This is a genomic window from Cryptosporangium japonicum (assembly GCF_039524755.1).
In the GTDB taxonomy this organism is placed as follows: domain Bacteria; phylum Actinomycetota; class Actinomycetes; order Mycobacteriales; family Cryptosporangiaceae; genus Cryptosporangium; species Cryptosporangium japonicum.
Window position 1 is genome coordinate 1 of record NZ_BAAAGX010000018.1, and the last position, 26,975, is coordinate 26,975.

The window sequence follows — 26,975 nt, forward strand, 5'->3', positions numbered from 1 at the left end:
CGTTTTGAAGGTGAAGTAGGCCGTGCAGCCGTGCATTTGTTTGGTGTCCCAGTCCATGATGCAGACCTTCGCGCGGCCGGTGGAGCCCTCGGCGTAGTTCTTGTTGCAGGCGCCGATCGTGCCGTTGCCCATCGAGTTGGCGCACTGGCCGGAGCGGTTGCCGAGCTCCCAGAAGACCACGGCGGAGTGGCCGTCGCCCTTGGTGTCGTAGACCCACCAGAGGTCGCCGTAGGTCTGGTAGCAGCCGTAGCCGCCGACGAGTTTGGCCGAGCACGGGCCCGCGCCTCGTTTGCCGGACTTGGCGGCGGCCTTGTCGATTTCCGGCGCTTTCTTGGCCGGGGGTTTGGTCGCCGGTGCTTTGGTCGCCGGTGCTTTGGTGGCCGGGGCCGTGGTTTTCGGGCTTTCGGTGCGGGGTGCCGGGGCCGGGGCCGTGGTGGCCGAGTTGGCCGGGGCCGGCGCCGGGGCGGCGGGGGCTTCCGAGGTGGTGGCGCCCTCACCGGGGTCGGTGGTGGGGCTGCCGGTCGTGGTCTTGTCGGAGTCGCGCTGGGAGTCGCTCGGGGGACCGCTCGGGACGGCGCCCGCCTCGGGGCCGGCGTTCGACACGGGGCCGAGGTCGGGCGGGTCGGAGGCGATCGGGCTGGGCTCCGCGCGCAGCAGCTCCGGGTCGGTGCTCGGACGTAACGCGAGCGTCGTCGCGACGCCGGCCACGACGACGAGCACCACCGCGATCACCCCGACCAGCACCGCCAGGCGGGTCCGCCCCCGCGTGGCCTCGGCTCCCGCCCGCACCGGTGGCGCGACCGGCGCCGGCCGGGCCAGGAACTCCGGCACCGGCGGCAACCCTCCGACCGGGGGAGATGCGGTGGGGCGCAGATCGAGCAGCGGGGCCGGCGGGGTGTCGTCGGCCGGGGACTGCGGCGGACGCCAGGCGACGGACTGGTTCGGAAGCGGGGGCGTCGACCAGCCGGGGACCGGGTCCTCAGGTTGCACCCGCGTCACGCTACCGCCCAGCCGTCACCTGTTGCCCCTCGGTTAGCCGACCTTTAAGGCGTCAGCGGCCTTCGTCGACCAGATGGATCGCCGCTTCCTCCGCGCTGGCACCGGCCCCGTCGACGCCGGCGTCGACCGCGTACGCCTCGGCGTCCTCGTCCTCGTGGGCACCCTCGTCGGGCTCGACGAGCCGGCCGGCGCGGTCCTGCGTCGTCGAGCCGAGGTCCGCCGGGACGTCCTCGTCCTCGTCGTCGTACTCCGCGGTGACGTCGGGCTCCTCCTCGGCCAGCAGCTGGTCGAGGCTCTCGCCGCGGGCCTGCTCCTCGGCCGTGGTGCCGAACCGGTCCGACGCCCGGTACCGGTCGCCCGCGTCGACGCCCCGGTCGAGCACGTCGCTGCGCAGGTCGTCGTCGTCCAGGCTGTCAGCCGGGTCGAGCACGCCGTCGTCCTCGGCGTCGTCGATGTCAGGCCGGGTCTCGCTCATGACGATCCTTTCCCAGTTTGATCCGACGCGGATCGTACGACTTGCGCGTGCAGGCGGCTCAGCCCGTCCAGGAAAGCCGTGAGCGCCAGCTCGAAGCTGTCCCGGTCGATCTCCTCGTGCCCGGCCAGCAGGTGCGCCTGGCTCAGGTTCGGGTACCGCCCGACGTACACCTCGACGTCGTCGGCGAACCCGCCGGAGAACGACGTCATCGCGGCGCCCACCACCAGGTACTTCGTCGAGGCGCCGATCATCGTCGCGTAGCGCGGCGGCCAGCCGGCGCGGGTGAGGCCGCCGTGCACGGCGTCGGCGTGCATCAGGGCCTGGGGGCGGCGGCCGGGGGAGTGGGCCAGGAACGGCACCAGGTTGGGGTGCGCGGCCAGCGCCTCCCGGTAGGAGCGTGCCCACACCGTGAGGCCGGTGCGCCAGCCCGCGTCGAACCCGCTGGTGTCGACGCCGGCCAGCACGTCGTCGGCCAGGTCGGTGAGCAGTTCGTCCTTGGTGGCCAGATACCCGTAGAGCGACGCCGCGCGGACGCCCAGGTCGGCGGCGAGGCGGCGCATGGACAGCCCGTCGAGACCGTCGCGGTCGATCATCGCGAGCGCGGCGGTGCGAATGCGATCGCGTGTCAGCAATGGGCTGCTGGGGCGGGCCACAGGAGATAGCCTAGCGGCTAACTAACACTGTTAGGAGAACGCCGTGGTCGACTTCGCCCTCTCCGACGAGCAGCGCGCCGTCCGGGACTGGGTCCGCACCTTCGTCCAACGCGAGCTCGTGCCGCTGGAGCCGGAGGTGCTCCGCCGCGAGCGCGCCGGCGAGCCCGGCATCACCCGGGAGGAGAGCCGCGCGCTGCAGCTCAAGGCCAGGGAGTCGGGTTTCTGGGGCATCCTGACGCCCGAGGAGTACGGCGGGATGGGGCTCGGCGCGATCACCGCGTCGCTGTTGGAGGCCGAGCTGGGCCGCACGTTCGTGCCGTTCCGGTTCGGCGGCGCCGCCGACAACATCCTCTTCCACGGCAACGAGGAGCAGAAGCGGCGTTACCTGCTCCCGACCATCGAGGGCGAGCGCATCTCCTGTTTCGCGATCACCGAGCCGGGCGCCGGCTCCGACGCGCGTGCGATCCGCACCTCGGCCCGCCGCGACGGTGACGACTGGGTGATCAACGGCGAGAAGACGTTCATCACCCAGGGCAACGAGGCCGACTTCGTGATGGTGTTCGCGGTGGCCGAGGAGGGCGTCACCTGCTTCCTGGTCGACCGGGACATGGGCTGGAAGTCCGAGCCGATCCAGACGATGGGCCAGTGGGGCCCGGCCGCGCTGGTCTTCGACGACGTGCGGGTGCCGGCCGAGAACGTGCTGGGCGAGGTCGGCGGCGGGTTCGCGCTCGCGCTGCAGTGGATCGGGCAGGGCCGCTACCTGCTGCCGTCGCGGGCGATCGGGTCCTGCGAGCGGCTGATCGAGATGGCGGTCGCCCAGGCCAACTCACGCACGACGTTCGGCGAGCCGCTGGCCGAGCGCCAGGCGATCCAGTGGATGGTGGCCGACTCGGTGGTCGAGCTGCAGGCGCTGCGGCTGCTCGTCCTGCACGCGGCCTGGCAGGTCGAGGCCGGGAAGGACTCGCGTCAGGCCCAGTCGATCGCCAAGCTCTACGGCGGCGTGAAGGCCAACGAGATCGTCGACCGGGTGCTGCAGATCCACGGCGGCATGGGTTACACCCGCGAGCTGCCGATCGAGCGCTGGTACCGCGAGCTGCGTCTGCTGCGCATCTACGAGGGCACCGACGAGATCCAGCGCCGCACGATCGCCCGCAACGTGCTCAAGGGACACGTCCCGGTCTCATGGGAGTAGCGCGCCCTCGCGTTTCAACGTTCTGACGATCGGGTTCGTCTCGATGTGGTTGATCGCCGGGATCGCCGCGACCTTGCTGGTCAGGTAGCCGTAGAGCGCCGCGGAGTCCCGGCACACCACGCTGGCCACGAGGTTCGTCGACCCGGTGGTGGCGGCGACGAAGGGCACCTCGGCGTGCCCGGCCAGTGTCTCGGCGGCCTCGACCATGCCGTGCGGCGCGACCGACAGCCACATCATCGCCGCCATCTCCAGCCCGAGCGCCGAGCCCGGGACGTCGACCTCGAAGAACAGCGCCCCGCTGCGCCGCAGCTCGGTGAGCCGGCGCCGGACCCGCGTCTCCGACCAGCCGGTGGCCGACGCCAGCTCCGGCAGCCCGGTGCGCCCGTCCCGGGCCAGCGCGGTGATCAGCGCCCGGTCGCCCGGCCCGATGTCCGGCACCTCCTCGTAGGGGTCGCCGGCCCACGGCGGCAGCAGCGCCGTCACCTGGTCCTGGTCGAGTACCTGCACTTTCCGGAGGAACGACTCGGTGCCTCCGAAGTACATGTGGATCAGGGCGTGTGCGCTGATGCCGACGATCCGCGGCGTCCGGTGCAGCTTGTCGAGCAGCAGCGCGTCGGTGTCGGCGCGGGAGCGGGAACGGGTGACGCAGCTGATCTCGGTGCCGCCGGACGTCAGCCGGACCCAGGCGGTGTCGGAGCGGCGGGCCAGCGCCTCGGCGATCGACCGCGCCGCGTCGGGCGTGCACTGGAGCCGCAGATACCAGGACATCGCGCCGATCCGCCACGTGTTGAGGTTCCCGATGATGCGTACGTTCTCCTCGGCCCGCAGCCGCCGGTAGCGCCGGGCCACCGTCTGGTCGGAGACCCCGAGCACCTGGCCGATGCGGCTGAACGCCGCCCGGCCGTCGACCTCGAGCGCGTGCACGATCCGCCGGTCCAGTTCATCCAGCACGGGATGAGAGTATCCGGCGGAAGAGGCCGCAGAATGTCGAGATCCGGCACTCAACCCGGTCCTGAATGGCGAACCGAGTTTCGAGCAGGGAAAGTTGACCCCTGCAAGGGCATCGAAACCAGAGGACACCGAGATGCGTAAGTGGCTGCCGCTGATCGCCATCAGCCTGGGCACCTTCATGCTGTTGGTCGACGTCACGATCGTGAACGTCGCCCTACCCGACATCGCCGCTGACCTGCGTACCGGTCTCGGCGACCTGCAGTGGGTGATCGACATCTACGCGCTCGCGCTGGCGGCGTTGATGCTCGGCGTGGGCTCCGCCGCGGACCGGTTCGGGCGCAAGCGGATCTACCTGATCGGCATGGTGCTGTTCGCGCTCGCGTCGCTCGGGTGCGCGCTGGCCGACAGCTCCCAGGCGCTGATCACCGCGCGGGCCATCCAGGGCATCGGTGGCGCCGCGATGTTCGCGACGACGATCGCGCTGATCAACACCGCGTACGCGGGCAGGGACCGGGGCATCGCGTTCGGGGTGTGGGGCGCGATCAACGGCTTCGCGGCCGCGGCCGGCCCGATCATCGGTGGCCTGCTCACCGAGCAGTACGGCTGGCCGTCGATCTTCGTGGTGAACATCCCGGTCAGCGTGCTGGCGTTCGTGGTGGCGTTCCGGGTGATCCGGGAATCCAGTGACCCCGCGGCGAAGATCGACCCGGTCGGCGTCGTCTCGTTCACGGTGGCGGCGTTCGCGCTCACGTACGGCCTGATCCGCGCGGGTGAGGACGGCTGGACCGCCGGCGCGGCCCTGGTCGCGTTCGCGGTCGCGGCCGTCGGCCTCGCGGTGTTCGTCGCGGCCGAGCGGACACGCGCCTACCCGATGCTCGACCTGTCGCTGTTCAAGCGGCCCGCGTTCACCGGGCTCATGGTCGCGGCGCTCGCGGTGAACATGGCCGCGTTCAGCGCGATGGCGTTCGCGTCGCTCTGGTTCCAGTCGGTGCTCGGGCTCGGCCCGATCGCGGCCGGCGCCGTGTTCGTGCCGCTGAGCCTCGCGTCGCTGGTCTGCTCGATCGTGGCCGGCCGGGTGCTGCACGACCGGGTCGCCCCCGGGCTGGTCATCGGCGGTGGTCTGCTGCTGATCGGTGTCGGCAGCGCGCTGCAGGCCCTGGTCGACGGCGACTCGTCGTGGACCGTGCTCGTCCCCGGCCTGATCGTGACCGGTGTGGGGGTCGGCGTCGTGATGCCGACGCTCTCGTCGGCGGCCACGGCGGCGGCCCCCCGCGAGCGCGGCGGCATGGCCGGCGGCACCGTGAACACGTTCCGGCAGCTCGGGCTGGTGCTGGGCATCGCGATCCTGGGTGGTGTGTTCGCCGGCCGGGTCGAGAACGTGGTGGGCGACCGGCTGCCCGACGCGCACCGGGTGGCCGACCTGCTCACCGGTGGTCAGGCGCGGGCGGTGACCGGCGCCGCGCCGGCCGAGCAGCGCGCCGCGGTCGACGAGATCGTGCACGCGGCGTTCGCGTCGGGTCTGCGCTGGTCGTACCTGCTGTGCGCGGCGGCCGCGGTGATCGGCGGCGTCCTGACGATCGTGCTGACGCGCTCACGCCGGCCCGCGACCACCCCGGAGCCGGCCCCGGCCTCGGTGTGAAGTTGTAATTCGGGAGCACTTAGATCGGCGACCCGGCCGCCGATCGGTGTCGCATGCCGTCCTTCGCCCGAGTGTTCTCCGGTCTGCAGATGAAGCACCGACTACTCGCGCTCGGAGTGGGCGGCGTGGTCACGACGGCGATCGTGCTGGTCGTGGTCGGCGCCTGGCAGACGAACGCGTTCAGCGAGCACGCGCGGGACAACGTCTCGGCGCTCACCACGGCGGATCTCCAACACGTCGCCCAGGGCGTGGACCGGCTCACCACCGCGGCGGGCGACGGAATTCAAGCCCAGGTCAACCAAGGGATGACGGTCGCGCTGGCCGAACTGCGCCAGCGCGGCGGCGTCCGGCTCGCGGGCACCACCGCGACCTGGACCGCGACCAACCAGACCACCCAGGCCAAGCGCAGCGTGACGCTGCCCAGGCTGCTGGTCGGCGGCACCTGGCTCGGGCAGAACCGCAACCTGAGCGTCCGGACGCCGCTGGTGGACGACATCTACGGCATGGTCGGCGGCACCGTGACCGTGTTCCAGCGCATGAACAGCGCCGGTGACCTGCTCCGCGTCGCGACGAACGTCAAAGCGAAGACCGGCAACCGCGCGATCGGCACGTTCATCCCCGCCACCGCGGCCGACGGCACCCCGAACGCGGTCGCCGCCGCGATCAAGAGCGGCAAGCCGTACCGGGGCGTGGCCAAAGTCGTCGACACCTGGCAGGTCAGCGCGTACGACCCGCTGAAGAACGCGTCCGGCCAGGTCATCGGCGCGATCTACGTCGGGACGCCGCAGTCGGAAGCGACCGCGTCCCTGCGCGAGGCGATCGCCGCCACCAAGGTCGGTGAGAACGGCGGCGTGACGGTCTACAGCACGCTCACCGCCGACAAGGGCCGGGTGATCGCGGCGACCGACCCCGACCGGGTCGGTGCCGACGCGCTCGACGACCAGGACGCCGACGGCAACGCCTACGTGCAGGACATCATCGAGCGGGCGACCGCGCTCCAGCCCAACCAGACCACGAACGTGCACTACCGTCTGCCCGGCATCAATACCGACACCCCGGCACGCACCCAGGTGGCGATCTCCTACTACGCCGCCTACGGCTGGGCGATCGAGGTCGCGTCCTACCTGCCCGACCACGCCGCCGCGATCGACGAGATCAACTCCGGCCGGTCGACGATGCTCTGGGCGTTCGTCATCGCCGGCCTTTTGCTGGCGCTGGCCGGTGGCGCGGTCGCGTGGATCTGGGCACGCAGCATCTCCGCGCGGATGGAACGGCTGACCGCCGCGATCGTCGGCCTGTCCCGGCGCGACCTGACCGTCGACGTGTCGGTCGACGGCGGCGACGAGATCGGCCGGATGGGCACCGCGCTGCGTACCGCGATCACCGAGCTGCGTGGCCTGCTCAGCGGCATCAGCGGAGCCTCGCTCGAGGTCGCGGGCGCGGCCGAGCGGGTGACGGTCGCGGGCAGCGCGCTCGCCGGTTCGTCCAACCGGGCCTCCGAGCAGACCGGCGACGCCACCCACGCCGCGTCCGCGGTCAGCGAGAACGTCCAGCTGGTGTCCGAGAGCTCGGAGCAGATGGGCGCGGCGATCGCCGAGATCACCACGAACGCCCAGGAGGCCGCCGCGGTGGCCCGGGAGAGCGTCACGCTCTCGCAGCAGGCCGGCGAGGTCATCGCGAAGCTGGGCGAGTCGGGGAACCGGATCGCCGAGGTCGTGAAGGCGATCAACGGGATCGCCGAGCAGACCAACCTGCTGGCGCTGAACGCCACCATCGAGGCGGCCAGGGCCGGCGAGTCCGGCAAGGGGTTCGCGGTCGTCGCCAGCGAGGTCAAGGACCTCGCTCAGGAGACCGCACGGGCCACCGAGGACGTGACGGCCCGGGTCGAGGAGATCGCCGCCGACACCCGGCTGGCCGTCACCGCGATCGAGGGCATCTCGGAGTCGATCGCGCGGGTGAACGACTTCCAGACCGCGATCGCGGCGGCGGTGGAGGAACAGACGGCCGCGACCGGCGAGATGAGCCGCAACGTCGGTGTGGCCGCTGACCGCAGCAACGAGATCGCCCGCAACCTCGGCGAGGTGCTGAACACCGTCGACACGACCCGCAACGCGGTGCACGACTCCCAGCAGGCCGCCGAGGAGCTCAACGGCACGGCCCGCCACCTCACCGAACTGGTCGCCCGGTTCACGCTGTGAAGAGGGTCTTCACCCGGCGCTGGTAGCGCGGGCGCCAGACCCGCCGGTAGAGGAACCAGAGGATCGTCGGCTGGTCGGCCCAGGCCCGGCGGAGGACGTCGTCCGGCACGTCGTCGGCCATCCATGGCACCAGCGTGGCCAGGGCCCGGAACGACGAGTGCGCGTCCCGCAGCCGGGCCTCGAGCGCGTCGAACTCCGCCGGCGTGAAGACCCGGTGCATCAGCGGGATCGCATCGAGTTCCTCGTGCGCCATGTGGGCGTCCACGGCCGCGCCGACCGCCTCCACCGCGTCCGCCGCGACGGACCGCGCGGCTTCCGTCGGCGCGGCGACGAGCGCCCCGAACGTGTCCCTGGCGGCGGTGATCGCGGCGTCCAGGCCGCCGTGCTCGGCCTCCATCGCGTCGATGACCGCGTGCTCCCTCGGCGCGCGGCGGCGCAGCTCCGGCCAGATCACCTCGTCCTCACCGGAGTGGTGCTGGTGCAGCGAGTGCAGTACGTACTCCAGGTGGCCGCGGAGACCAGCCAGCCGACGCGAGTCGGTGAGCGGCACGTTCCGGCTCGCCGCGGTCAGGCGGGCGAAGTCCCGGCGGAACGCGTGGTGCATCAGGTACATCGCGTCCATGTTCAGCGGGCCGGTGGCGGCGGCGGCCTGGCCGGCCAAGCGGATCTGCGGACGGTCGGTGGCGCTGCTGACGGTCATCGGGTTCTCCTCGGTCCGGTGGTGATCCGAGGGTGCGGCCGCGCACTTGGCGTGGACTTTCAGAGCTCTTGGCGTTCCGGGTCAGCTACCCGACTCCAGCACGGCGGCACGCAGTTCGAACAGGGCGCGCTCGCCGTCGTTGCGGGTCAACTCGGCAGCTCGGCGAAAGGCGGCGGCCGCCTCGGCGGTGCGGCCCAGCTGGGCCAGCAGCTCACCACGCACGGCGGGGAACTGGGGGTAGCGGCGCAGCTCGGCCGCGAGCGCGTCGGCGATCGTGAGGCCGCGGGACGGGTTTCCCGCCTTCCCCACCGCCACCGCCTGGTTCAGCCGGACGACCGGCGACGGGTGGATGTAGGCCAGCACCTCGTACAGCGCCCCGATGCGCGTCCAGTCGGTGTCCGCGGCGCTCAGCGCACGGGCGTGGCACGCCGCGATCGCCGCCTGCACCGTGTACCGCCCCCCACCCAGCGACTCGGCCCGCTCCAGCGCGGCCAACCCCCGGCGGATCAGCAGCCGGTCCCAGCGACGCCGGTCCTGGTCGTCGAGGAGCACCGGACGCCCGGACGCATCGGTCCGCGCCGGCAGCCGGGACGCCTGCAGCTCCATCAGCGCGAGCAGCCCGAGCACCTCCGGCTCGTCGGGCAGCAACCCGGCCAGTACCCGGCCGAGGCGCATCGCCTCCCGGCACAGCGACGGGCGCATCCAGTCCGTGCCGCTGGTCGCCGCGTAGCCCTCGTTGAACACCAGGTAGAGGACGCCGAGCACGGCACCGAGCCGCTCGGCGGTCTCGGCCGGCGTGGGCATCGAGAACTCGACACCGTTCGTCGCGAGCGTGCGTTTCGCCCGCACGATCCGCTGGGCGGCGGTGGCCTCCGGGATCAGGAACGCCCGCGCGATCTCGTCCGTGCTCAGCCCGCCGAGCAGCCGCAACGTCAGCGCGACCCGGCTCTCGGTGGAGAGCACCGGGTGGGCGGCCGTGAACATCAGCCGGAGCAGGTCGTCGCCGATGTGGTCGTCGAGGTCGTCGACGAGTTCGTCGGTGCGGTCGCGCTCGGCGGTGTCCGCGCCGAGGACGGCCAGCTTCTCCGCGTACCGCGCGCGCCGCCTGACCACGTCGATCGCGCGGTGTTTCGCGGTGGCCCGCAGCCACGGGCCGGGTGCGTCCGGGACGCCGTCGCGCGGCCACTGTTGGAGCGCGACGACGAGCACGTCCTGCGCCAGCTCCTCGGCCAGCCCGACGTCGCCGACGATCCGGGCGATCCCGGCCACGATGCGTGCACCCTCGATGCGCCAGACGGCATCGAGGGTGCGTCGCACCTGGTCGTCGGTCACGGTGCGGGGAAGTCCTCCGGGCCGAACAGCTTCAGCACGTCGACGTCACCTTCCCACCCGGGCCAGAGGTCGCGGTGGACCTTGAGGAAGCGCGACGCCCACTCCACCGCCTCTTCCTTGGCGTTGACCTCGTAGATCGCGTAGCTGATGACCTCCTTTGACTCCGCGAACGGGCCGTCGGTGGTGGTCAGCTCCCCGGCGCTGAGCGACACCCGGGCACCGGCGGCGCTCGGCGCGAGGCCGGAGGTGTCGAGCAGGCTGCCGGACTTCGTGGCCTCCTCGCCGAGCGCCATGATCGCCGCCATCAACTCGGGCGGGGGAGGGGTCGTGGAGTGGGTGCCGCGCAGCAGAGTCAGATAGCGCATCGGATTTCCTTCCAGAAGAGGATCGAGAGCCAGCCGGACGCGAGGATCACCGCGGCGGTGAACGCGAGCAGCGCCCAGGCCGCGCCGCCGGTGGCGGCCAGCGCGACGAACGTGACGCCGAACAGGGCGCCGGTGGTGCGGGCGAACCACCCGCCGACCAGGAAACAAGCGGCGACGAGCCCGACGAAGCCGATACCGCCGCAGACGAAGTGCAGGATGCCGTGCGTGCTGACCTCCACGGTCTCCGGAGTGCCCACCGGGAAGCCCCGGCCGGGATCGGCGGTGAAGAGCCCGGCCCCGATCAGCCCCGCGCCGTACACGGCGATCCCGATCCGCACCCAGCGGGCCCGGAGCCCGAGCGCGCCCAGCACGGTCAGCGCACCGGAGAGGATCAGGTTCGCACGGTGGATCCAGCCGAGGTCACCGTTGGCGAGTTGGCTCCACGCGTGTCGCGTCGGGTCGAACCCGTCCCGCGTGGCCGCCTCGATCAGCGAGACCCCGACGTAGAGCGGGCCGGCCGCGAGCCCGGCGTACCCCAGCTTCATGCCTGTTCCCTTCGAGCGGGGGCCGGTTGGCGGCCCGTCACTCGGTCTCTCGAACGGGAACCCCTCGGATCGACACGACGGACGAAAAACTTTTCAGAACCGCGCGATCCGGTCCGCGCGGGCCCGCGTCGACGCGATGAGGTCGGCGTTGCGCTGGTCGGTGCCGTGGCTCCAGGCCCGCGCGGCCTCGGGGTCCTTGCCGAACGCGATGTGCCGCGCGACCAGGCGCTCGAGCCGGACGTCCTCGTCCACCTCGACGTACCAGACCTCGTCGAGCAGGTCGCGCACGGCGGCCCACGGGCCCTCGTCGACCAGGAGGTAGTTGCCTTCGGTGACCACCAGCGGAACGTCCGCGGGCACCGGAAGCGAACACGCGATCGGCTCTTCGATCTCGCGGGCGAAGTACGGCGCGTAGACCAGTTCGTCGGCCGGGTCACGCAGCCGGCGCAGCAACGCCACGTACCCGGCGGCGTCGAACGTGTCGACCGCTCCCTTGCGGTCGCGCCGGCCCAGCCGGATCAGCTCGGCGTTGGCCAGGTGGAACCCGTCCATCGGCACCAGCACCGCGCTCGCGCCCAACGCGGAGACCAGCTCGGCGGCGAGCGTCGACTTGCCCGCTCCCGGCGCCCCGGTGAGGCCGAGGACGCGACGCGGGCCGGCGGCCAGCTCACGCGCCCGGTCGATCAGTTCGGACGGGATCACAGTTGCTCCAACCACGCGCGCGGCCCGGCGACCGAACACCGCAGCGCGGCGATCCGGGCCCCGTGCTCCAGCGCCTCCTCGAACGACGCGCCGCGGGTCAGCGCGTACGCGAACGCACCGTGGAACGCGTCTCCGGCGCCCAGGGTGTCCCGCACGTCGACCGACGGTACCGGTACCTGCCCGGAACGACCCTCCGACCACCACGAGACCGGATCCGGGCCCCTGGTCACGGCCACGTGCGGCACGTCGAGGGACTCGGCGTCCGGGAAAACCGCCGAACACACCGCGTAGTCGACGTACGGCAGCAGCTCGGTCAGCACCGGCTTCCAGCTCCCGCCGTCGAGCACGACGGTCGCACCCGCGCGTGCGGCCGCCAGCGCGAGGCGGGGATGGTGCCCGTCGACCAGCACCACGTCGGCGTCCCTCACCAGCACGGACAGGTCCGCCGGTGGCTCCGCCGGGTTCGCCGCCCAGTGCGCCCCGGCGTTTATCGACGACACCTGCCGATCACCGGTCGCGTCGAGCACCTGGATGGCCGAGACCGGCGGCGGGAGCGACACGTCCGGCGCCGCGTCGTGCACGGTCACGCCGTGCTGGGCGAGTTCGGCGGCGGCGTACCGGGCCAGCGGGTGGCGGCCGAGCGCTGTGACGAGCGTCGCGTCCCCACCAAGGCGGGCAAATGTGACGGCGGCGTTTGCGGCGGGTCCGCCCGCGGAGATCTCTTGACCGAGGGCGGTCACCTTCTCGTTCGGCCCGACCAGCCGTTCCAACCGGTGGACCACATCGACCGTGGCGATCCCGACGAACACCCCACGTGACACAAAAGGAAGACTATGGTCTCGGATTCGTCGGTGCGTCGTCGTTGGCTGGAACCGCTCGACTGGGTGGGGATCGGTCTCTTCGCGCTCGGGCTGATCGGGCTGGCCACCGGCCTGGTACCGCTGCGCGACGCCGAGGGCACGATGCACCGCGTCGTCCCGCTGCTGCTGTTCCTCGGCACCGTGATTGTGCTCGCCGAGCTCACCGCGCGGGCCCAGGTGTTCGACGTCGTCGCGACCTGGCTGGCGCGGCTGGGCCGGGGCCGCTACCCGGTGCTGTTCGCGCTCTGCGTGGCGTTCGCGACGCTCGTGACCGCGATCCTCAACCTCGACACCACCGCGGTGCTGCTGACCCCGGTGATGCTCGCGCTGGCGACCCGGCTCGACGTCACCCCGCTGCCGTTCGCGATGACGACGGTCTGGCTCGCCAACACCGCCAGCCTGCTGCTGCCGGTCTCCAACCTGACCAACCTGCTCGCCGCCGACCGGGTCGGGCTGTCCCCGGTGGGGTTCGCGCTGCGGATGGCGCTGCCCGAACTGGCGTCGGTGCTCGCCACCGCCGCCTGCCTCTGGCTGCTCTACTGGCGACGCCGGTCGGGCACGCGCTACCTCGTCCCGGAGACGCACCGGCCGCCGGACGGGCGGCTGACCGCGGTCGCGGCGGCGGCGTGCGTGCTGTTCGTCGTGCTCGTGCTGGTGGGGGTGCCGCTGGAGGCGGCCGCGCCGGTGTGCATGGTGGTCGTCGTGGTGGCGTTCGCGGTGCGCGACCGGGCCGCGCTGCGGTGGTCGCTGGTGCCGTGGCGGTTGCTGGTGCTGGTCACCGGTCTGTTCCTGGTGATGGACGCGATCGGCCGGCTCGGGTTGTCCGACCTGTTGCGCACGGTGCTCGGCGACGACCCGGGGCTGGGCCGGGTGGCCGCGGTCGGCGCGGTGCTCGCCAACGTCGTCAACAACCTGCCCGCGTACGTGGCGGTGGAGGCGGCGGTGCACCCGGACGCGCTGCTCGGCCTGCTCGTCGGCGTCAACGTCGGGCCGATCGTCGCGCCCTGGGCCTCGGTGGCGACGCTGCTCTGGTACGAGCGGTGCCGCTCAGCCGGCGTGCCGATCTCGTGGTGGCGTTTCGCGGCCACCGGCCTGGTGACCGCGGCGGTGGCCCTCTCCGCCGCGGTCGGCGCGCTCGCTCTCGTCCACTAGAGCTTTTCCGGACGTAGTCCGACGCCGATCAGGCGGGCCGGGATCGCCTGGAGGGCCGGGAACCGGCGCAGCAGGCGCAGCGGGAACGGCGCGGTCACCGGACGACCGCCGGAGAGCACCGGACGGATGACCGCGTTCTGCGCCAACCGCTGGAACAGCTGCGTGCCGACGGTCGGGGGCGTGCGCCGCCGCTGCACCTCGGCGAGCACGGTGCTGGAGAGCCGCCGCTCCGTCAGCGGCGTGGCCAGGATGCGAGCGGCCGCGACCGCGTCCTGCACGGCCAGGTTGATGCCGACGCCACCGATCGGCGACATCGCGTGCGCCGCGTCGCCGATCAGCAGCGCCCCGGGGACGTGCCAGCGTTCGAGCCGGTCGACGGTGACGGTGAGGATCCGGATCGGGTCCCAGTCGGGTATCTCGTCCAGGCGGTCGCCGAGGAACGGCGCGAGATCGGTGATCGACGCTTTGAACGCCGGCAGCCCGTCCCGCTTGACCTGGTCGAACCCGTTCTTCGGGAAGACGTACGCGGTCTGCCAGTAGTCGCCGCGGTCGATCGTGATCAGGATGCGGCCCTTGCGCACGTGACCGATCAGCCCGTCGCCGTCGGACTCGCGGCGCGACAGCCGGAACCAGGCGACGTCCATCGGCGCGCCGAAGTCGCGTGAGCGCAGGCCGAGCGCCCGACGGACCGTCGAGTGCCGACCGTCGGTGCCCACGGTGAGCCGCGCACGGATGTCGCCCTGGTTCGTGCGGACGCCGGTGACGACGCCGTTCTCCCGGATGACGTCGGTGACCTCGCACGAGCGCAGCAGCGTGAACGTCGGGTAGTGCGACGCCGCGCGGGCGAGCATCTCGAGCAGGTCCCACTGCGGGACGAGCGCGATGTACGGGTGCGGGTTGGAGAGGCGGGTGAGGTCGCCGACCGGCCAGACGCCGTCCGGGAGGTCGAGCGCCAGGTGCTCGAGCGTGCGGTGCGGCAGCTCGTCGAACTCCTTGCTCAGGCCCAGCTCGGCGAGCAGGTCGAGGGTGGAGGGGTGGACGGTGTCGCCGCGGAAGTCGCGCAGGAAGTCCTCGTGTTTCTCGCAGACCACCACGTCGACGCCCTGGCGGGCCAGGAGCAGGCCGAGCACCAGCCCGGCCGGCCCGCCGCCGACCACACAGACGTCTGTGTCCATGTCGCGACTCCCCTCGAATTCATCGGATGATGAAATCGTACGCCTCAGAGCGGCGGTTGGCGGAGCGCGGTGATCACCTCCGCGTAAATACCGGCTTTGATCGTGCCGAGCGCCTGAGCGGGCTTGCCGGTCAGCGGCCGGGCGATCGTGAGCGCGGTGGCGAGCACTTCGCCCTCGTCGGCCACCGCGTCGACGATCCGGGCCGCGGCCGCGTCGACGCCGCCGTAGCGACGCCCGGTCGTCATCGCTTCGTGGGCGGTCTGCTTCTCCAGCCGGGACCGCACCAGCGCGGTCATCCCAGCCGTGAACGGCATTCCGAGGTCCACCTCGGGCAGGCAGAAGTAGCCGCGATCGGCACGCATGACCCGGAAGTCGTGCGCGAGCGCCAGCATCGCCCCGCCGCCGAAGTTGTGGCCCTGGACGGCGGCCACGGTGGGGGCGGGGAACGTCAGGTAGCGGGCCAGCAGCACCTGCACCGTCGCGACGTACTCGCCGAGCTCGTCCGGGTGCGCACCGAGCCAGTCCAGGTCGAGGCCGTTCGAGAAGAACTTGCCGCTCGCGGTCGTCACCAGCGCTTTCGGGCCCGCTGCGGCCTCCACCTCGTCGAGTGCGGTGTGTACTTCCGCGAGCCAGTCGGGGTGGAAGCGGTTCTCGGTGTCGCCGAGATCCAAGACGAAGACGTCGCCGTCCTTCTGCATCGTCGGCATCAGCGGCCCTCGAATTTCGGTTCGCGGCGCTGCGCGAACGCCGTCATCGCCTCGGTCAGGTCGTGCGACGGCAGGAACGCCGCGTTCCACGTGGTCACGTAACGCTGGGCGGCCGCGACCCGCTCGGCCCGGTTGACGTCGAGCACTTCCTTGACGCCCTGGACGACGAGCGGCGGGTTCGCGGCGACCTCGTCGGCGAACGCGTGCGCGGCCTGGACCGGGTCGGCGGCCACCTCGTTGACCAGCCCGATGCGCTCCGCCTTCGCCGCGTCGATGTCCCGGCCGGTGAACGCGAGCTCGCGCAGGTGGCCCTCGGAGAGGATGCCGGGCAGGCGGGCGAGGCTGCCCATGTCGGCCACGATCGCCATCCGCACCTCGCGGATGCTGAACGTGGCGTCGGCGCCGGCGTAGCGGACGTCGCACGCGGCCAGCAGGTCGATCCCGCCGCCGATGCACCAGCCGCTGACCGCGGCGGCGACCGGCTTGCGGCATTCGGCGACGGCGTCGAGCGCGGTCTGCATCTCGCGGATCTCGTGCAGGAAGCGGGTGCGTGCCCGGGCGAGGCCGCCGTCCTCCTGCAGCGTGCTGCCGGCGCCGGTCGCGAACGACGTCAGGTCCAGCCCGTAGCTGAAGTGGCGGCCGGAGCCGGTGACGACGATCGCGCGGACGCTCTCGTCGGCGCTGAGCGCGCGGAACAACGTCGGGGTCTCGGACCAGAACGCCGGGCCCATCGCGTTGCCTTTGCCCGGCCCCAGCAGCGTCACCCGGACGACGGCGCCCTGGTCGCCGTGCCGGGTAGCGGACAGTGCGGTCAGCTTCTCGTCGAACTCGTACGGTGTCGCCACGTTGGTGGGGCCGCTCATCCATGCCTCCCGTGCTGATTTCTGACCATCATCGGGCCGGAAGGGGCGCTGGTTCCGGCCAGTACCAAGAGTGTGCCGGGCGCCACGTACGACGAAGGCCCCGCGTCGCCGCGGGGCCTCGGTGTGTCGGTGTGTCGGTGTGTCAGTGCGCGTCAGTGCGCGGCGTGGTGCGGGGTGCGCGCTCGGGGCGCGTCGTCGGCGCTGCTGCGCTGCAGGGCGTCGGCGGTGCGGCGCAGGTCGCGGGTGGCGGACCGGTGGTGCGCCCACTCGGTCAGCGTCGGGCGGGCGGCCCACACCGCGAGCGCGAGCACGATCGCGACACCGGCGGCGACGAGGACCGCCGCGTACACGCTGGCGGCGATGAGAAGGCCGTGGTCGATCATTCGAAACCCTCCATGGATCTTTCTACATCTGTAGAAAACGTACGTCGGGTTCCGGGGATCGTCTACACCTGTAGAAGTCGCGCCGGTCACAGTACGGTGGACCAGTGGTACGAGCGTCGTCAGGCAACCGCAGAACGGACATTCTGGATGCAGCGATCGACCTCGTCGCCGAGGCCGGGCTCCGCGGGCTGACGCACCGGGCGGTCGACGCCGGCGCCGGCCTGCCCGAAGGCTCCACGTCCGCGTACTTCCGCACCCGGGCGGCGCTCCTCACCGCCGTCGTGGTGCGGCTCGGGGAACGGATCGGCGCCGACGTCGACGAGCTGGCCGAGGAGGCCGCGCGCCACCCCGGCGACACCACCCACGCGATCGAGGAGACGCTGAAGCAGTTCGACTGCTGGCTCTCCGACCCGGCGCCGCTGCTCGCCCGGCTGGAACTCTCGCTGGAGTCCACCCGCCGCCCCGAGCTCGGCGAGGCGATGAACAACTGGCGGACGGCGTTCGAGGCCCACGTCGCGCGGATGCTCGCCGACCTGGGGCTGAGCAAGGCGGGCGAACGCGCGACGCTCATCGTCGCCTGCATGGACGGCATCCTGCTCCGGGCGCTGACCTCCGCGCCGGCCGACGAGGCCCGGCGCACCGCCGTCGACGAGGCCAGGACGCTGCTGACCTCGCTGTTGATCAGCGCGCAGGTGCTGGACTCCGGCCAGGACCCCCTGACAGATGTCATGCCCGGGTGATGACGCTCGATCCGTGGGCTGACCCTCCCGCGGACCGAGAGTTATCGGCATGGAAAACACCACGCTGACGCGGACGGGCACCACCGCCGCAGTCCGGCTCACCGGGCTCACGAAGCGGTTCGGGTCGGTCACCGCCGTCGACGACCTCTCGCTGACCATCGAACCCGGCGAGGTGGTCGCGTTCCTCGGCCCGAACGGGGCCGGCAAGACCACGACCGTCGACATGATGCTCGGCCTCGCCCAGCCGACCGCCGGCTCGGTGGAGATCTACGGCCGGGCTCCGGGCGTCGCGGTCGCGGAAGGCCGGATCGCCGCGGTGATGCAGACCGGGGGCCTGCTCAAGGACCTCACGGTGGCCGAGACCGTGCGGATGACCGGATCCCTGTTCGGCCGCACCCGCCCGGTGAACGAGGTGCTCACCCGGGCCGGGATCCTCGACATCGCCGACCGCCGCGTCGGCAAGTGCTCCGGTGGCCAGCAGCAGCGGCTCCGGTTCGCGATGGCGCTGCTGCCCGACCCGGACCTGATGGTGCTCGACGAGCCGACGACCGGCATGGACGTCGAAGGTCGGCGTGAGTTCTGGGCCGCGATCCGGCAGGACGCCGCCCAGGGCCGCACGGTTCTGTTCGCCACCCACTACCTCGACGAGGCCGACGCCTACGCCGACCGGATCGTGCTCGTGCGTTCCGGGCAGGTGGTCGCCGACGGCACGGCCGCGTCGATCAAGGGCCTGGCCTCGGGGCGGCTCGTCCGGGCCACGCTGCCGGGCGCCGACCCGGTCGCGCTCGCCGCCCTGCCCGGCGTCGACCAGGTGGAAGTCCGCGGTGACTCGGTGCTGGTGCACGCCTCCGACTCGGACGCGGTGGCCCGTCACCTGCTGACGACCACCGACGCCCGGGATCTGGAAATCACCTCGCGGAACCTCGAAGACGCGTTCGTCGCGCTGACCTCGGAGAAGAGCAAATGACCACGTACGTCGGCGAGCGCCGCACCCCTCGCTTCGGTGGCCTGAACCCCACCTACCTGAGCCTCGAGATCCGCCGCACCCTCCGCAACCGCCGGACGCTGTTCTTCATCCTGATCATGCCGGCCGTGTTCTTCCTGCTCTTCGGGTTGCCGCAGAAGGGCCAGACGCTGGACAACGGCCAGCAGGTGACCGCGTACATCATGATCAGCCTCGCGGTCTACGGCGCGATGGTCGCGACCACCAGCGGCGGCGCGATGGTGGCCGTCGAGCGGGCCCAGGGCTGGAGCCGCCAGCTGCGGCTGACGCCGCTCCGCCCGGTGGCCTACATCGCCACCAAGGTGCTGTCCGCCCTGGTCCTCGGCCTGGCCGCCGTCGTGGTGGAGTTCGTGGTCGGCTTCGCGGCCGGCGTGCGAATGCCGGCACACGTCTGGCTGCTGGCGGGTCTGGCCGCGTGGCTCGGTTCGCTGGTCTTCGCCGCCTTCGGCCTGTTCATCGGCTATCTCGTGCCGGCCGAGAACGTCATGCAGTTCCTCGGCCCGATCCTGGCGATCCTGGCGATGTTCGGCGGCCTGTTCGTGCCGCTGGAGGTCCTGCCGCACGCCTTCCAGGAGATCGCGAAATGGACGCCGGTGTACGGGATCGGCACGATCGCCCGAAGCTCCCTGACCGGCGACACGGTGACGGTCACCGAAGTGGCGAACGTGGTGGCCTGGACCCTGTTCTTCGGCCTCGGAGCCGCCCGCCTCTTCCGCCGCGACACCGCCCGCGTCTGACGCTTCTCCGTGATGCCCCGGCCCGTCGGCCGGGGCATCGGCATTTCTGGGGCGCCGCACAGGAGGCACTCAGTGACGGACCGGACAGTCGGACCATCAGCACCGGTGAGAGGACACCCCGATGACCGCAGCCACGCTTCCCCCGTCCCTCCGGGTGCTCAGCCGCCGCCGCGACCGAGCCCACGGCCCCCGCTTGGCCGCCGCAGCCGCCTTACTCGCCGCCGCGGCCACGTTCTCCCTGACCATGAGCGGCGGAGTGACCCCACTCCCCACCGCCACCCCCACCCTCTCGATCGTCAGCCAGACGGTGACGACCGACCTTCTCGTCGGGGACGAGCAGTGACCGGCTACGCCGACCTGGCGCGGGCCAGCTGAATCACCCGCCGGAGTTCCCGGGCGTCGGCTCGCTCCGCGACCGCGGCGTCCAGCGCGATCGCACCCTCCAAGTCGTCCTCCGCGGACTCCGGGCCTTTGAGATCGAGGTAGATCCGGGCCCGCGTTCGGCCAGCAGGTAATCGCCCTCGTCGACCGCGTGATCGGCCTCGACCACGAGCGCGTCGGGGTAGCGCGTCGGCTGGGACAAGCCGCGGCGGCCGCCGAACCGGATCGGCTCGATCAGGCGGTCCTGGACGAGTTCGTAGTACCGGGTCCCGTCGTGTTCGACCGCGCTCAGCAGTTCGTTGTCCACCAGCGACATCGTCATCAGACACCGTTCGGTGCCGATCTCGGTGACAAAAGGAATTATGCGGTTCGATACTGATGAGACGTCTACCGTCCGGCAGCGCAGAGGGCCAATTCTTATACAGTGCGGGGCACGTGAGTAAGCGAGGGGGCGGCGCGCAATGACTGCACTACCGGGGCCTGGTCTTTCCCGTCGTCCTCAGATCTGGGGAAACGTCCCACAACGCAACAGGAATTTCACCGGCCGGGAGGAACTTCTCCAAGCTCTCCGTAATCAGGCCGAGGGCCGTTCGGACGTCACCGCCGTTCTGCAACAAGCCCTGCAGGGTCTGGGTGGTGTCGGTAAGACGCAGTTGGCGATCGAATACGCCTATCGATTCGCGTCCGATTACGATCTCGTCTGGTGGGTGTCCGCCGACCAACGCGACCTTTTGCGATCATCGATGGCCGCCCTCGCCCCCCACCTGAAGCTGCCGGTCAACCTCGGACGAGTCGACGATGCGCTCGGCGCGGTACTCGACAGCTTGCGTCGGGGCGAGCCGCACTCCCGCTGGCTCGTGATCTTTGACAACGCCGACGATCCGGACGAAGTGCGGGACCTGATCCCGCAGGGACCGGGGCACGTCCTCGTCACCTCACGGAATCATCGGTGGAAAGGCATCACCGACACCATCGAGGTCGACGTCTTCAGCCGCGAGGAGAGCCTTTCCTTCCTGCAGCGGCGTGTGGCCGGCATCGATCCGGCCGGCGCGCACGCGCTCGCCGAGGTGCTGGGAGATCTGCCGATCGCACTCGAGCAGGCGGCTGCGCTCCAGGTCGAAGCCGGCATGTCGGTCGCCGAGTATCTCCGGCTGCTCGACGAGGCCGGTAGCAGCCTGTTCCAGGAGAACAAGCCCACCGACTATCCGGTCCCGGTCGCCGCGGCGTGGAGTTTGTCGATGAGTCGCGTGCGCAAGCACGCGCCGATCGCGATGGACCTGCTGCGGCACTGCGCCTACTTCGGACCCGAGCCGATTCCGCGCGACTGGCTGTTGAACGGACGGTACGTACTGCAGGGCACGCCGTTCGGGGAGGCCTTACGTGATCCGCTCGCCGTCAACCGAGGTCTGCGCGAGCTGGGAAGGTACGCGCTCGCCAAGCTGGACAACAACCGCGGCACCATCCAGGTACACCGCCTGATCCAGCGACTGGTCCGGGACGAGATGGGCCCGGAAGAGGCGGAGCAGATGCGCCTGGACGTCCATCGGCTGCTCGCCGCGGCCGACCCTCGGGACGCGACGGAACCGAACACCTGGACGCGGTTCGCGGAAATCCAGGCCCACGTCGGTGCGGTCGAGGTCTGGACCAGCAACGTGCCGGACGTCCGCCTGCTGGCGCGGAACGTCGTCGATTACCTCTACACGATCGGCTACTACTCGGCGGCGTTGACCGAGGCGAACCGTGCGCTCGAGCGATGGACGGCCGACTCCGGTCGGGACGATGCCAACGTGTTGGCGCTGTCGCGGTTGAAGGCGGACATCCTCTGGGCCACCGGCGACTACACCGGCGCGTACGAACTACGACGTGACGCGCTCGCGCGGGCCACGGACGTGCTCGGCGAAGGCCACGAGACGACACTGCAGATCATGAACGGGCATGGAGCGGACCTACGTGCCCGTGGCGAGTTCCGGGCCGCGTTGGAACTGGACGAACGCTCGGTTCAGCTGCACGAGGCGAACTTGGGCGATGACGCCCGGACGTACAACGCCATGCACAACCTGTCCGAGGACTACGAACTCACGGGGCGCTACCGGGAGGCGCTCGAACTCGCGCGGCGCAACCTGCAGAACCGGCGTGACCTGTTCCAGACGGATGAGGCACCGGCCGTGGCCGAGTCCCTCAACGCCGTTGCCCGTGATCTTCGCTCGACGGGTCGGCATTCCGAAGCGCTGGCGGCCGCGGAAGAGGCCCACGAGACCTTCCAGGTCCTGGTGGCGGCCGGGAAGATCTATCCCGACCAAGCCTGGGTGCTCGCCCAGAGCCGGCACCTGTCGGTCGCGCGTCGGACCTACGGCTATGTCGACGAAGCACTCACCCTGGCCCAGGACGTGTACAACTCTTACGAGTCCAGTAGCAGCTTCGGTCCGAAGCACGCCGAGACGCTGGCCGCAGCCGTGACGCTGGGCAACGCACTGCGCTCGGCGGCGGAGTACGACCGCGCCCGCCTGCTGCTCGAGAGCACGCACGAGGGATACGTGCAGGTACTGGGGGAGAACCATCCCTTCACCCATGGGTGCGCGGTGAACCTGGGTATCGTGCGGCGCTACCTGGGCGACATCGAGAGCGCGCGTACCGGGCTCGAGGCGGCCACCCAGCAGTTGGAACAGCTGTTGAGCGCCGGCCATCACTACACGCTGACCGCGTCGACCGCGCTCGCCACCGTCTATGCCACCGTCGGTGAGCCGGGCCGAGCCCAGGAATTGGACCAGCGGGCCCTACCGCTGTTCCGATCGCTCCTCGGCGCGGAGCACCCTCACACCTTGGCCTGCTCCGCGAACCTTGCGGCCGACCTCGCGGCCCTCGGGCGTAGTGAGGACGCGCGGCGACAACTCATCGAAACCATGGGGCTCTATCGGAGTGCCCTGGGCAAGGACCATCCGGAGGTGCTGGCCGCGGCCCGCGGAGACCGGATCGCCGTGGATTTTGAACCGTCACCCCTGTGACTCGCCTCGGCTGAACCAGTCCGCGAATCGCGTGAGCTCCGGTGCGTAGCCGCTGCACCGCTCGATGCACTCGAAGGTCGCCCGGACGTGCTCGGGAAACTCGAGAAGTGTCGGCGCGTAAGGCCGGTTCAGGAGATGCCAGGCGAGCAGAAGACCCGACCACGACGCCGACGGGTCGTCGGCGTCGTCGAGGGCGGTGGCATAGAGGGTCGCCGCGCGTACGAGGTCGCCGTCGATCCAGTGCACGTCGGCCGTGTTCGCCGTCGTGTCGGCCTCCGGCATGCCGCCCGCGAGCCGGCGGCGGAGCAACGCCAGCCGGGGAGTTCCGGCGACGCGGCTCCCCTCGTCGACGAGAGTCCAGCCTCCGATCGGTGGCCGCGCGGAGCCGGTGGTCCAGGCCGCGCAGCAACTCCGTATCTCGGCCGGATCGGGGCGCCGGTTCCGTAGCCGCCAGGTCGTCCACAGATCGAGCGCGATGGCCTCGGCGGATCGCTGGAGGTCTGCCGGGACCGGATGCTCGACCATTTCGTCGAGAGTCGCGTGCATGCCGTCCACCAGCGCGACACCTTCTGCGGTCAGCAAGGTGGAGTCGGCCAGCTGCCGGATGACGGTGCGCACCCCGATCCGCCAGAGCGCCAATTCGAAGGCCGCTACGCGTCCGGCCGGGCCGGGGTCGCTCGTCGCGCGCGCGGCCCAGTACCGGAGCAGACCGTGGAAAGCGAACGCGCCGTGCAGCAACCCGCGTCCCGGCCGCGGATCGGATCGCCACGGCGCGTAGAAGCTCGGGGTCGGGTCGTCCTCGACCAGGTCGACGACGTCCAGCAGCGCCCAGAGCACCGAATGCTGGTACTCGTGCACGAGTGCTTCGGCGAGCGCGTCCCCGGTACGACAGGTGATGCCCGCCGCGCCGACAGCATCTCGGGTCGTTGCGCTGACGAACGGCGCCCGATCGTCGGGCTCGAGCGGCACCAGAGATCGAAAGCCGCTGCGGAGCGCCAGCGCTTGTTCGGGTTGTCGCGTGATGATTTCCCAGGCCGTGTCGAACAGCTGCCGCCAACGGGTGAGCTCGGCCGGAGCGAGCCGCCCGGTGACCGGTGGGAGGTAATGACCCCGATAGGGGTCGACGTCGTCGAGGATCAGTTCGATCGACAACCCGTGAGCCTCGCTGCGTAGTCGTCGAAGCGGTTTCCACCGGTCGGTCTCGGGTTCGTCCGGCCCGATCACCGCTCTGCCGACGACGTCGATCGAGTCGCCGCCGCTCCCGCGGAGGCGGACCCACTCCGGACCGTCGGCCACGACGAGCAGGCCGAGGCCGGGCACCATGAGGCTGCCGTCGTCCCGAGTACGAGCCGTGGTTTCGAACGGAAGCGCCGCGTGGAAGCAGGCCGCTGCGGCGACCGCACCGAGATATCCCAGTTCCCTCTCGAGGGCGTCCGTGGCCCCCGCCCGGTGGTGGGACACGCACTGCATGAGCCAGTTGCCGATGGCCGGGGTACGGATGAGGTCGTTGGTCACGGGTCGGTCCGCACGCTGGGCCTCGCCCAGGAGACGTCGACTCGCTGGCACATCAGCACGGAGGAAGAGCTCCGGATGATGGTGTTCCACGATCTTCAGCAAGCCGAGCAGAGCCAACATCCGCCGACTGATCTGCCCGCTGACCAGTGGTCCCTCGATCGACCCTGGCCGCGCCCCCAACCGCCGGATCACCTCGTCGTCGAGTTCCATGCGTTGGATCACGTATCACCCCGCACCTTCGACAGATCACTCATGATCCGGTTGCGAATGTGTCCGATCAAAGCCTGGAGGTCCGCGCAATAGACCGACGGATTGTTGAAGCCGGTTTGCTCCTGATACCTGTGCGGGTAATAACCGCCTCCGCAGACCACTGCTAGCTTGCACGCTTGACAGGTGTTGGGTAGCCCTTCAATCCCAGGTATCTGGCTGGCGAAAGCGGAATGTTCGGCCACGTCGTCGAAGCTGTTTTCCTCGACGTTCAGGCCGGTGGCGGCCGCGCCTGAGTAGGCCGATTTCAGAGCATCGACTTGTTCGATCGTTCCGTCGGTCTCCACAACCACGATCGAAGTCGGCTCAACGCCGATCACTTCGCTTCGGGGCGTGCCGCCGAGCAAAGCATGGATGATCTCGGTGAAAATCCTGACTCCTGGCTGCCTCGAAGCGGATCCATACCAGTGGTCGAACATCGATCGCAGCCAGTCCGCGTACGGGGTAGAGGCGTCTTTCAGGCGCCCGGGTGGCGGGGTCGTCCAGTTGCCGTGTGGAAGTAGGAAGTCCATCTGCGGCGGAGAAAAGGCAAGGAGTGCCTCGTAGGTTCTGAGCGGATCGTTGCGAAGATCGATCGTACAAAGCACGCCTCGGTAGAGCGAGCGATACCTTGCGCTGCGAAGTAGTTCGATCCCGGCGGCGACCGTGCGATAGCTACCGCGGCCACCGCGGTAGCGTCGACGCCGATCGTGGTCGTCCTCGTCACCGTCGACGCTGACGCTGACGCTGATGCCGCTGTCAGCAAGGACGTCAAGACTTCCGGTGGACAGCAGTGTGCCGTTGGTCTGTAGTGACAAGTGGAGCACGGTCGACGGTTTGACCTGCAGGCGCATTTGCTCGGCGATGTAGCCAAGTGTCTTCGGTCCGACAAGAAGCGGTTCGCCGCCGTGCAAGATGACGCGAACGTCGGACAGGCCGTGGGTTTCTGCGTACTCACCGATTCGTGCGGCAGTCTTCCGGATGACTGTCGAAGAAATCTGAGTGGGCTTGACCTTCCACGACTGGTCGGCCATTTCATAAACATAGCAATAGGTGCAGGCAAGATTGCATCGTGAGTGAATCTTCACCACGAAGTCAGTATGGGCGAGTCGGTTGCCGGTCGCCGCGCTCGACGGCTGGCGGGCTCGAGGGCCGCGGTCCCCAAACGCTCGGCCCGATACTGCTCTCACTAGAGGCATCGGCCCTCCGAATTTCAGGCCCGCTCGTAGAGCCCTTTAGATACTCGAATTGAAACGTGTGGATATGTTACGGGCGCCGTTGGCGTCGCTCGCCTCGTGTATTGCTCGTTCAACGGCCCGTAGGAGGGTGGGATTATCGAGGCCTGCCAGCGTCTCGATGTCGCTTTCGCTAACATCGAGCAAGTACTCGTCCATGGTTGACCTATTGGTCATTCTTCCCTGCTCTCCGCGTCCTGTCTACGGCGACCAGTTGGCCGCCCGCGCGAACCCTAGTGATTGTTCCACCGCAAGCGCCATTTTCGGCGCGTCGCATCCATAGTGGAGAATGCCATGCCCCTCGGTCGAAGTCGCGGCCGGGCGGGTTAGCCGGGAGCTTATCGCGCGTGGTCATCGGCGGGATGAATGGCTGAGGACTGGCACAAAATTATGTTTTCGACAATACGGTCATTTAGGGCTATTGCGACACTGCCTTGCTTTATAAAGTTTCAGTGTGATCGCACATTCGACTCGAAGCTGCAGAGGAAGCCACAAGCGGGTTCTCCAGCCCAAAAAACATGCAGTCTTGACTGTATCTGCTCGCCACCGGAGACTGGGGCAGTTGATCCGGCTCTAGGAAGGTGGCGTGTGGCGAGTCCTACCGACACGCAGCCCGCGCGGCGGACGCAGGCCGATCGGAGTGCTGCGACGAAATCGCGGTTGCTCGACGCCACCATCGCCAGCCTCGTCGAGGACGGGTACAACGGCACGACGACGACCGTCGTCGCTCAGCGGGCCGGGGTCAGCCGGGGTGCTCAGCTGCATCACTACGGCACCAAGGAGAAGCTCGTCGCCGCGGCGGTCGCGCACCTGGCCGAGCAGCGGGCCGCGGTCGTCCGGGACCAGATCGCGCTGCTCGGGGACGCCACGGACACGCTTCGGCGCACGCTCGATCTGCTCGCAGACTTCCTCTCCGGGCCGCTGTACGCGGCCACGATCGAGCTCTGGGTCGCGGCCCGGAGCGACGTCGCGCTCCGGGAGATGCTCATCCCGGTCGAAGCGCAGCTCGCGAAGGAACTGCGCGAGATCTGCCGTGAGTACGTCACGTCCGACCCGCTGCTCCAGCAGATGACGCTCGACCTGCTGCTCGGGCGCGGCGTCACGATGCTGCTCACGAACTGGAGCGCCAGCCACCGCGCCCAGGCCCTCGACGCCTGGGCGGAGATGCTCGCCACCAGAAACGCCCCGCCGACACGCTGACGCCCCCTGACCTTAAGGACGCAAG

27 protein-coding genes are annotated in these 26,975 nt (G+C 70.3%); 10 read left to right on the forward strand and 17 right to left on the reverse strand.

Features of this window, described 5'->3' with window-relative positions:
- The 3 genes from ABD437_RS23230 to ABD437_RS23240 form a co-directional block, all read right to left on the reverse strand.
- The coding region (locus ABD437_RS23230) for a hypothetical protein (protein WP_344651022.1) at nucleotides 1–990 on the reverse strand (990 nt) is incomplete at its 3' end.
- 61 nt (nucleotides 991–1,051) lie between these two features.
- Nucleotides 1,052–1,474: a DUF5709 domain-containing protein gene (locus tag ABD437_RS23235; protein ID WP_344651023.1), complete on the reverse strand. Its 423-nt coding sequence runs from the start codon at nucleotides 1,472–1,474 to the stop codon at nucleotides 1,052–1,054.
- Nucleotides 1,471–2,127: a TetR/AcrR family transcriptional regulator gene (locus ABD437_RS23240; RefSeq protein WP_344651024.1), complete on the reverse strand. Its 657-nt coding sequence runs from the start codon at nucleotides 2,125–2,127 to the stop codon at nucleotides 1,471–1,473. Before ABD437_RS23240 ends, ABD437_RS23235 begins: the two co-directional genes overlap by 4 nt.
- Nucleotides 2,128–2,170: 43 nt before the next feature.
- On the opposite strand from ABD437_RS23240, the gene ABD437_RS23245 reads away from it, so the two are divergent.
- The gene (locus ABD437_RS23245) at nucleotides 2,171–3,319 is read left to right on the forward strand and encodes an acyl-CoA dehydrogenase family protein (protein WP_344651025.1); all 1,149 of its coding nucleotides are present in this window, start codon (nucleotides 2,171–2,173) and stop codon (nucleotides 3,317–3,319) included.
- On the opposite strand, the gene ABD437_RS23250 is transcribed toward ABD437_RS23245, so the two are convergent.
- The gene (locus tag ABD437_RS23250) at nucleotides 3,308–4,270 is read right to left on the reverse strand and encodes an Lrp/AsnC family transcriptional regulator (protein WP_344651026.1); all 963 of its coding nucleotides are present in this window, start codon (nucleotides 4,268–4,270) and stop codon (nucleotides 3,308–3,310) included. The genes ABD437_RS23245 and ABD437_RS23250 overlap by 12 nt on opposite strands.
- A gap of 133 nt (nucleotides 4,271–4,403) precedes the next feature.
- On the opposite strand from ABD437_RS23250, the gene ABD437_RS23255 reads away from it, so the two are divergent.
- Entirely contained in the window at nucleotides 4,404–5,909 is a 1,506-nt protein-coding gene (locus tag ABD437_RS23255; protein WP_344651027.1) for an MFS transporter, read from the forward strand.
- Nucleotides 5,910–5,998: 89 nt separating this feature from the next.
- Complete coding sequence (locus ABD437_RS23260) at nucleotides 5,999–8,107, forward strand: methyl-accepting chemotaxis protein (protein ID WP_344651028.1); 2,109 nt, start codon at nucleotides 5,999–6,001, stop codon at nucleotides 8,105–8,107.
- On the opposite strand, the gene ABD437_RS23265 is transcribed toward ABD437_RS23260, so the two are convergent.
- From ABD437_RS23265 to ABD437_RS23290, 6 genes are all read right to left on the reverse strand, one after another.
- The gene (locus tag ABD437_RS23265) at nucleotides 8,097–8,807 is read right to left on the reverse strand and encodes a hemerythrin domain-containing protein (protein ID WP_344651029.1); all 711 of its coding nucleotides are present in this window, start codon (nucleotides 8,805–8,807) and stop codon (nucleotides 8,097–8,099) included. The genes ABD437_RS23260 and ABD437_RS23265 overlap by 11 nt on opposite strands.
- Nucleotides 8,808–8,888: 81 nt before the next feature.
- A complete protein-coding gene (locus tag ABD437_RS23270; protein ID WP_344651030.1) occupies nucleotides 8,889–10,139 on the reverse strand; it encodes an RNA polymerase sigma factor in 1,251 nt (416 codons plus the stop codon).
- On the reverse strand, nucleotides 10,136–10,504 hold the full coding sequence (locus ABD437_RS23275; RefSeq protein WP_344651031.1) for a YciI family protein: 369 nt from the start codon (nucleotides 10,502–10,504) through the stop codon (nucleotides 10,136–10,138). The genes ABD437_RS23270 and ABD437_RS23275 overlap by 4 nt, the downstream gene beginning before the upstream one ends.
- Nucleotides 10,492–11,049, reverse strand: coding sequence for a DUF998 domain-containing protein (locus ABD437_RS23280; protein WP_344651032.1), 558 nt, complete (start codon nucleotides 11,047–11,049; stop codon nucleotides 10,492–10,494). Before ABD437_RS23280 ends, ABD437_RS23275 begins: the two co-directional genes overlap by 13 nt.
- 93 nt (nucleotides 11,050–11,142) lie before the next feature.
- Nucleotides 11,143–11,751: a nucleoside/nucleotide kinase family protein gene (locus ABD437_RS23285; protein WP_344651033.1), complete on the reverse strand. Its 609-nt coding sequence runs from the start codon at nucleotides 11,749–11,751 to the stop codon at nucleotides 11,143–11,145.
- The gene (locus ABD437_RS23290; protein WP_344651034.1) at nucleotides 11,748–12,572 is read right to left on the reverse strand and encodes a PfkB family carbohydrate kinase; all 825 of its coding nucleotides are present in this window, start codon (nucleotides 12,570–12,572) and stop codon (nucleotides 11,748–11,750) included. The genes ABD437_RS23285 and ABD437_RS23290 overlap by 4 nt, the downstream gene beginning before the upstream one ends.
- Nucleotides 12,573–12,584: 12 nt before the next feature.
- Between ABD437_RS23290 and ABD437_RS23295 the strand changes: the two genes are divergently transcribed.
- On the forward strand, nucleotides 12,585–13,763 hold the full coding sequence (locus ABD437_RS23295) for an ArsB/NhaD family transporter (protein ID WP_344651035.1): 1,179 nt from the start codon (nucleotides 12,585–12,587) through the stop codon (nucleotides 13,761–13,763).
- On the opposite strand, the gene ABD437_RS23300 is transcribed toward ABD437_RS23295, so the two are convergent.
- The 4 genes from ABD437_RS23300 to ABD437_RS23315 all read right to left on the reverse strand — a co-directional run bounded on the left by ABD437_RS23300 (nucleotide 13,760) and on the right by ABD437_RS23315 (nucleotide 16,891).
- On the reverse strand, nucleotides 13,760–14,938 hold the full coding sequence (locus ABD437_RS23300; protein ID WP_344651036.1) for an FAD-dependent oxidoreductase: 1,179 nt from the start codon (nucleotides 14,936–14,938) through the stop codon (nucleotides 13,760–13,762). The two genes, ABD437_RS23295 and ABD437_RS23300, sit on opposite strands and share 4 nt — an antisense overlap.
- Nucleotides 14,939–14,982: 44 nt before the next feature.
- On the reverse strand, nucleotides 14,983–15,645 hold the full coding sequence (locus tag ABD437_RS23305) for an enoyl-CoA hydratase-related protein (RefSeq protein ID WP_344651037.1): 663 nt from the start codon (nucleotides 15,643–15,645) through the stop codon (nucleotides 14,983–14,985).
- Nucleotides 15,645–16,508, reverse strand: a complete 864-nt coding sequence (locus tag ABD437_RS23310; RefSeq protein WP_344651038.1) for a crotonase/enoyl-CoA hydratase family protein — start codon at nucleotides 16,506–16,508, stop codon at nucleotides 15,645–15,647. Before ABD437_RS23310 ends, ABD437_RS23305 begins: the two co-directional genes overlap by 1 nt.
- A gap of 152 nt (nucleotides 16,509–16,660) precedes the next feature.
- Nucleotides 16,661–16,891: a hypothetical protein gene (locus tag ABD437_RS23315; protein WP_344651039.1), complete on the reverse strand. Its 231-nt coding sequence runs from the start codon at nucleotides 16,889–16,891 to the stop codon at nucleotides 16,661–16,663.
- A 104-nt stretch (nucleotides 16,892–16,995) separates the two neighbouring features.
- On the opposite strand from ABD437_RS23315, the gene ABD437_RS23320 reads away from it, so the two are divergent.
- From ABD437_RS23320 to ABD437_RS23335, 4 genes are all read left to right on the forward strand, one after another.
- On the forward strand, nucleotides 16,996–17,631 hold the full coding sequence (locus ABD437_RS23320; protein ID WP_344651040.1) for a TetR/AcrR family transcriptional regulator: 636 nt from the start codon (nucleotides 16,996–16,998) through the stop codon (nucleotides 17,629–17,631).
- A gap of 49 nt (nucleotides 17,632–17,680) precedes the next feature.
- Nucleotides 17,681–18,598: an ABC transporter ATP-binding protein gene (locus ABD437_RS23325; protein ID WP_344651041.1), complete on the forward strand. Its 918-nt coding sequence runs from the start codon at nucleotides 17,681–17,683 to the stop codon at nucleotides 18,596–18,598.
- Nucleotides 18,595–19,371, forward strand: a complete 777-nt coding sequence (locus ABD437_RS23330; protein ID WP_344651042.1) for an ABC transporter permease — start codon at nucleotides 18,595–18,597, stop codon at nucleotides 19,369–19,371. Before ABD437_RS23325 ends, ABD437_RS23330 begins: the two co-directional genes overlap by 4 nt.
- Nucleotides 19,372–19,492: 121 nt before the next feature.
- The gene (locus tag ABD437_RS23335; protein WP_344651043.1) at nucleotides 19,493–19,714 is read left to right on the forward strand and encodes a hypothetical protein; all 222 of its coding nucleotides are present in this window, start codon (nucleotides 19,493–19,495) and stop codon (nucleotides 19,712–19,714) included.
- Nucleotides 19,715–19,747: 33 nt separating this feature from the next.
- Here the strand turns inward: ABD437_RS23335 and ABD437_RS23340 are convergent, their stop codons facing one another.
- Nucleotides 19,748–20,074: a hypothetical protein gene (locus ABD437_RS23340; RefSeq protein ID WP_344651044.1), complete on the reverse strand. Its 327-nt coding sequence runs from the start codon at nucleotides 20,072–20,074 to the stop codon at nucleotides 19,748–19,750.
- Nucleotides 20,075–20,213: 139 nt separating this feature from the next.
- Here ABD437_RS23340 and fxsT point away from each other — a divergent pair, with 139 nt between their 5' ends.
- A complete protein-coding gene (gene fxsT / locus ABD437_RS23345) occupies nucleotides 20,214–22,754 on the forward strand; it encodes an FxSxx-COOH system tetratricopeptide repeat protein (RefSeq protein WP_344651045.1) in 2,541 nt (846 codons plus the stop codon).
- On the opposite strand, the gene ABD437_RS23350 is transcribed toward fxsT, so the two are convergent.
- Both ABD437_RS23350 and ABD437_RS23355 read right to left on the reverse strand, forming a co-directional pair.
- Nucleotides 22,743–24,269, reverse strand: coding sequence for an aKG-HExxH-type peptide beta-hydroxylase (locus tag ABD437_RS23350; protein WP_344651046.1), 1,527 nt, complete (start codon nucleotides 24,267–24,269; stop codon nucleotides 22,743–22,745). The genes fxsT and ABD437_RS23350 overlap by 12 nt on opposite strands.
- Nucleotides 24,270–24,487: 218 nt before the next feature.
- A complete protein-coding gene (locus ABD437_RS23355) occupies nucleotides 24,488–25,606 on the reverse strand; it encodes an FxsB family cyclophane-forming radical SAM/SPASM peptide maturase (protein WP_344651047.1) in 1,119 nt (372 codons plus the stop codon).
- A gap of 732 nt (nucleotides 25,607–26,338) precedes the next feature.
- Here ABD437_RS23355 and ABD437_RS23360 point away from each other — a divergent pair.
- Nucleotides 26,339–26,950 (forward strand): TetR/AcrR family transcriptional regulator, encoded by a 612-nt coding sequence (locus tag ABD437_RS23360; protein ID WP_344651048.1) that lies wholly within the window; start codon nucleotides 26,339–26,341, stop codon nucleotides 26,948–26,950.
- Nucleotides 26,951–26,975: the final 25 nt, after the last annotated feature.

Coding starts and splice junctions, on each gene's coding strand:
- fxsT (WP_344651045.1), top strand. CDS start 20,214: ATGACTGCACTACCGGGGCCTGGTCTTTCCCGTCGTCCTCAGATCTGG.
- ABD437_RS23340 (WP_344651044.1), bottom strand. CDS start 20,074: ATGACGATGTCGCTGGTGGACAACGAACTGCTGAGCGCGGTCGAACAC.
- ABD437_RS23300 (WP_344651036.1), bottom strand. CDS start 14,938: ATGGACACAGACGTCTGTGTGGTCGGCGGCGGGCCGGCCGGGCTGGTG.
- ABD437_RS23265 (WP_344651029.1), bottom strand. CDS start 8,807: ATGACCGTCAGCAGCGCCACCGACCGTCCGCAGATCCGCTTGGCCGGC.
- ABD437_RS23280 (WP_344651032.1), bottom strand. CDS start 11,049: ATGAAGCTGGGGTACGCCGGGCTCGCGGCCGGCCCGCTCTACGTCGGG.
- ABD437_RS23335 (WP_344651043.1), top strand. CDS start 19,493: ATGACCGCAGCCACGCTTCCCCCGTCCCTCCGGGTGCTCAGCCGCCGC.
- ABD437_RS23275 (WP_344651031.1), bottom strand. CDS start 10,504: ATGCGCTATCTGACTCTGCTGCGCGGCACCCACTCCACGACCCCTCCC.
- ABD437_RS23260 (WP_344651028.1), top strand. CDS start 5,999: ATGAAGCACCGACTACTCGCGCTCGGAGTGGGCGGCGTGGTCACGACG.
- ABD437_RS23315 (WP_344651039.1), bottom strand. CDS start 16,891: ATGATCGACCACGGCCTTCTCATCGCCGCCAGCGTGTACGCGGCGGTC.
- ABD437_RS23295 (WP_344651035.1), top strand. CDS start 12,585: ATGGTCTCGGATTCGTCGGTGCGTCGTCGTTGGCTGGAACCGCTCGAC.
- ABD437_RS23310 (WP_344651038.1), bottom strand. CDS start 16,508: ATGAGCGGCCCCACCAACGTGGCGACACCGTACGAGTTCGACGAGAAG.
- ABD437_RS23305 (WP_344651037.1), bottom strand. CDS start 15,645: ATGCCGACGATGCAGAAGGACGGCGACGTCTTCGTCTTGGATCTCGGC.
- ABD437_RS23235 (WP_344651023.1), bottom strand. CDS start 1,474: ATGAGCGAGACCCGGCCTGACATCGACGACGCCGAGGACGACGGCGTG.
- ABD437_RS23330 (WP_344651042.1), top strand. CDS start 18,595: ATGACCACGTACGTCGGCGAGCGCCGCACCCCTCGCTTCGGTGGCCTG.
- ABD437_RS23255 (WP_344651027.1), top strand. CDS start 4,404: ATGCGTAAGTGGCTGCCGCTGATCGCCATCAGCCTGGGCACCTTCATG.
- ABD437_RS23325 (WP_344651041.1), top strand. CDS start 17,681: ATGGAAAACACCACGCTGACGCGGACGGGCACCACCGCCGCAGTCCGG.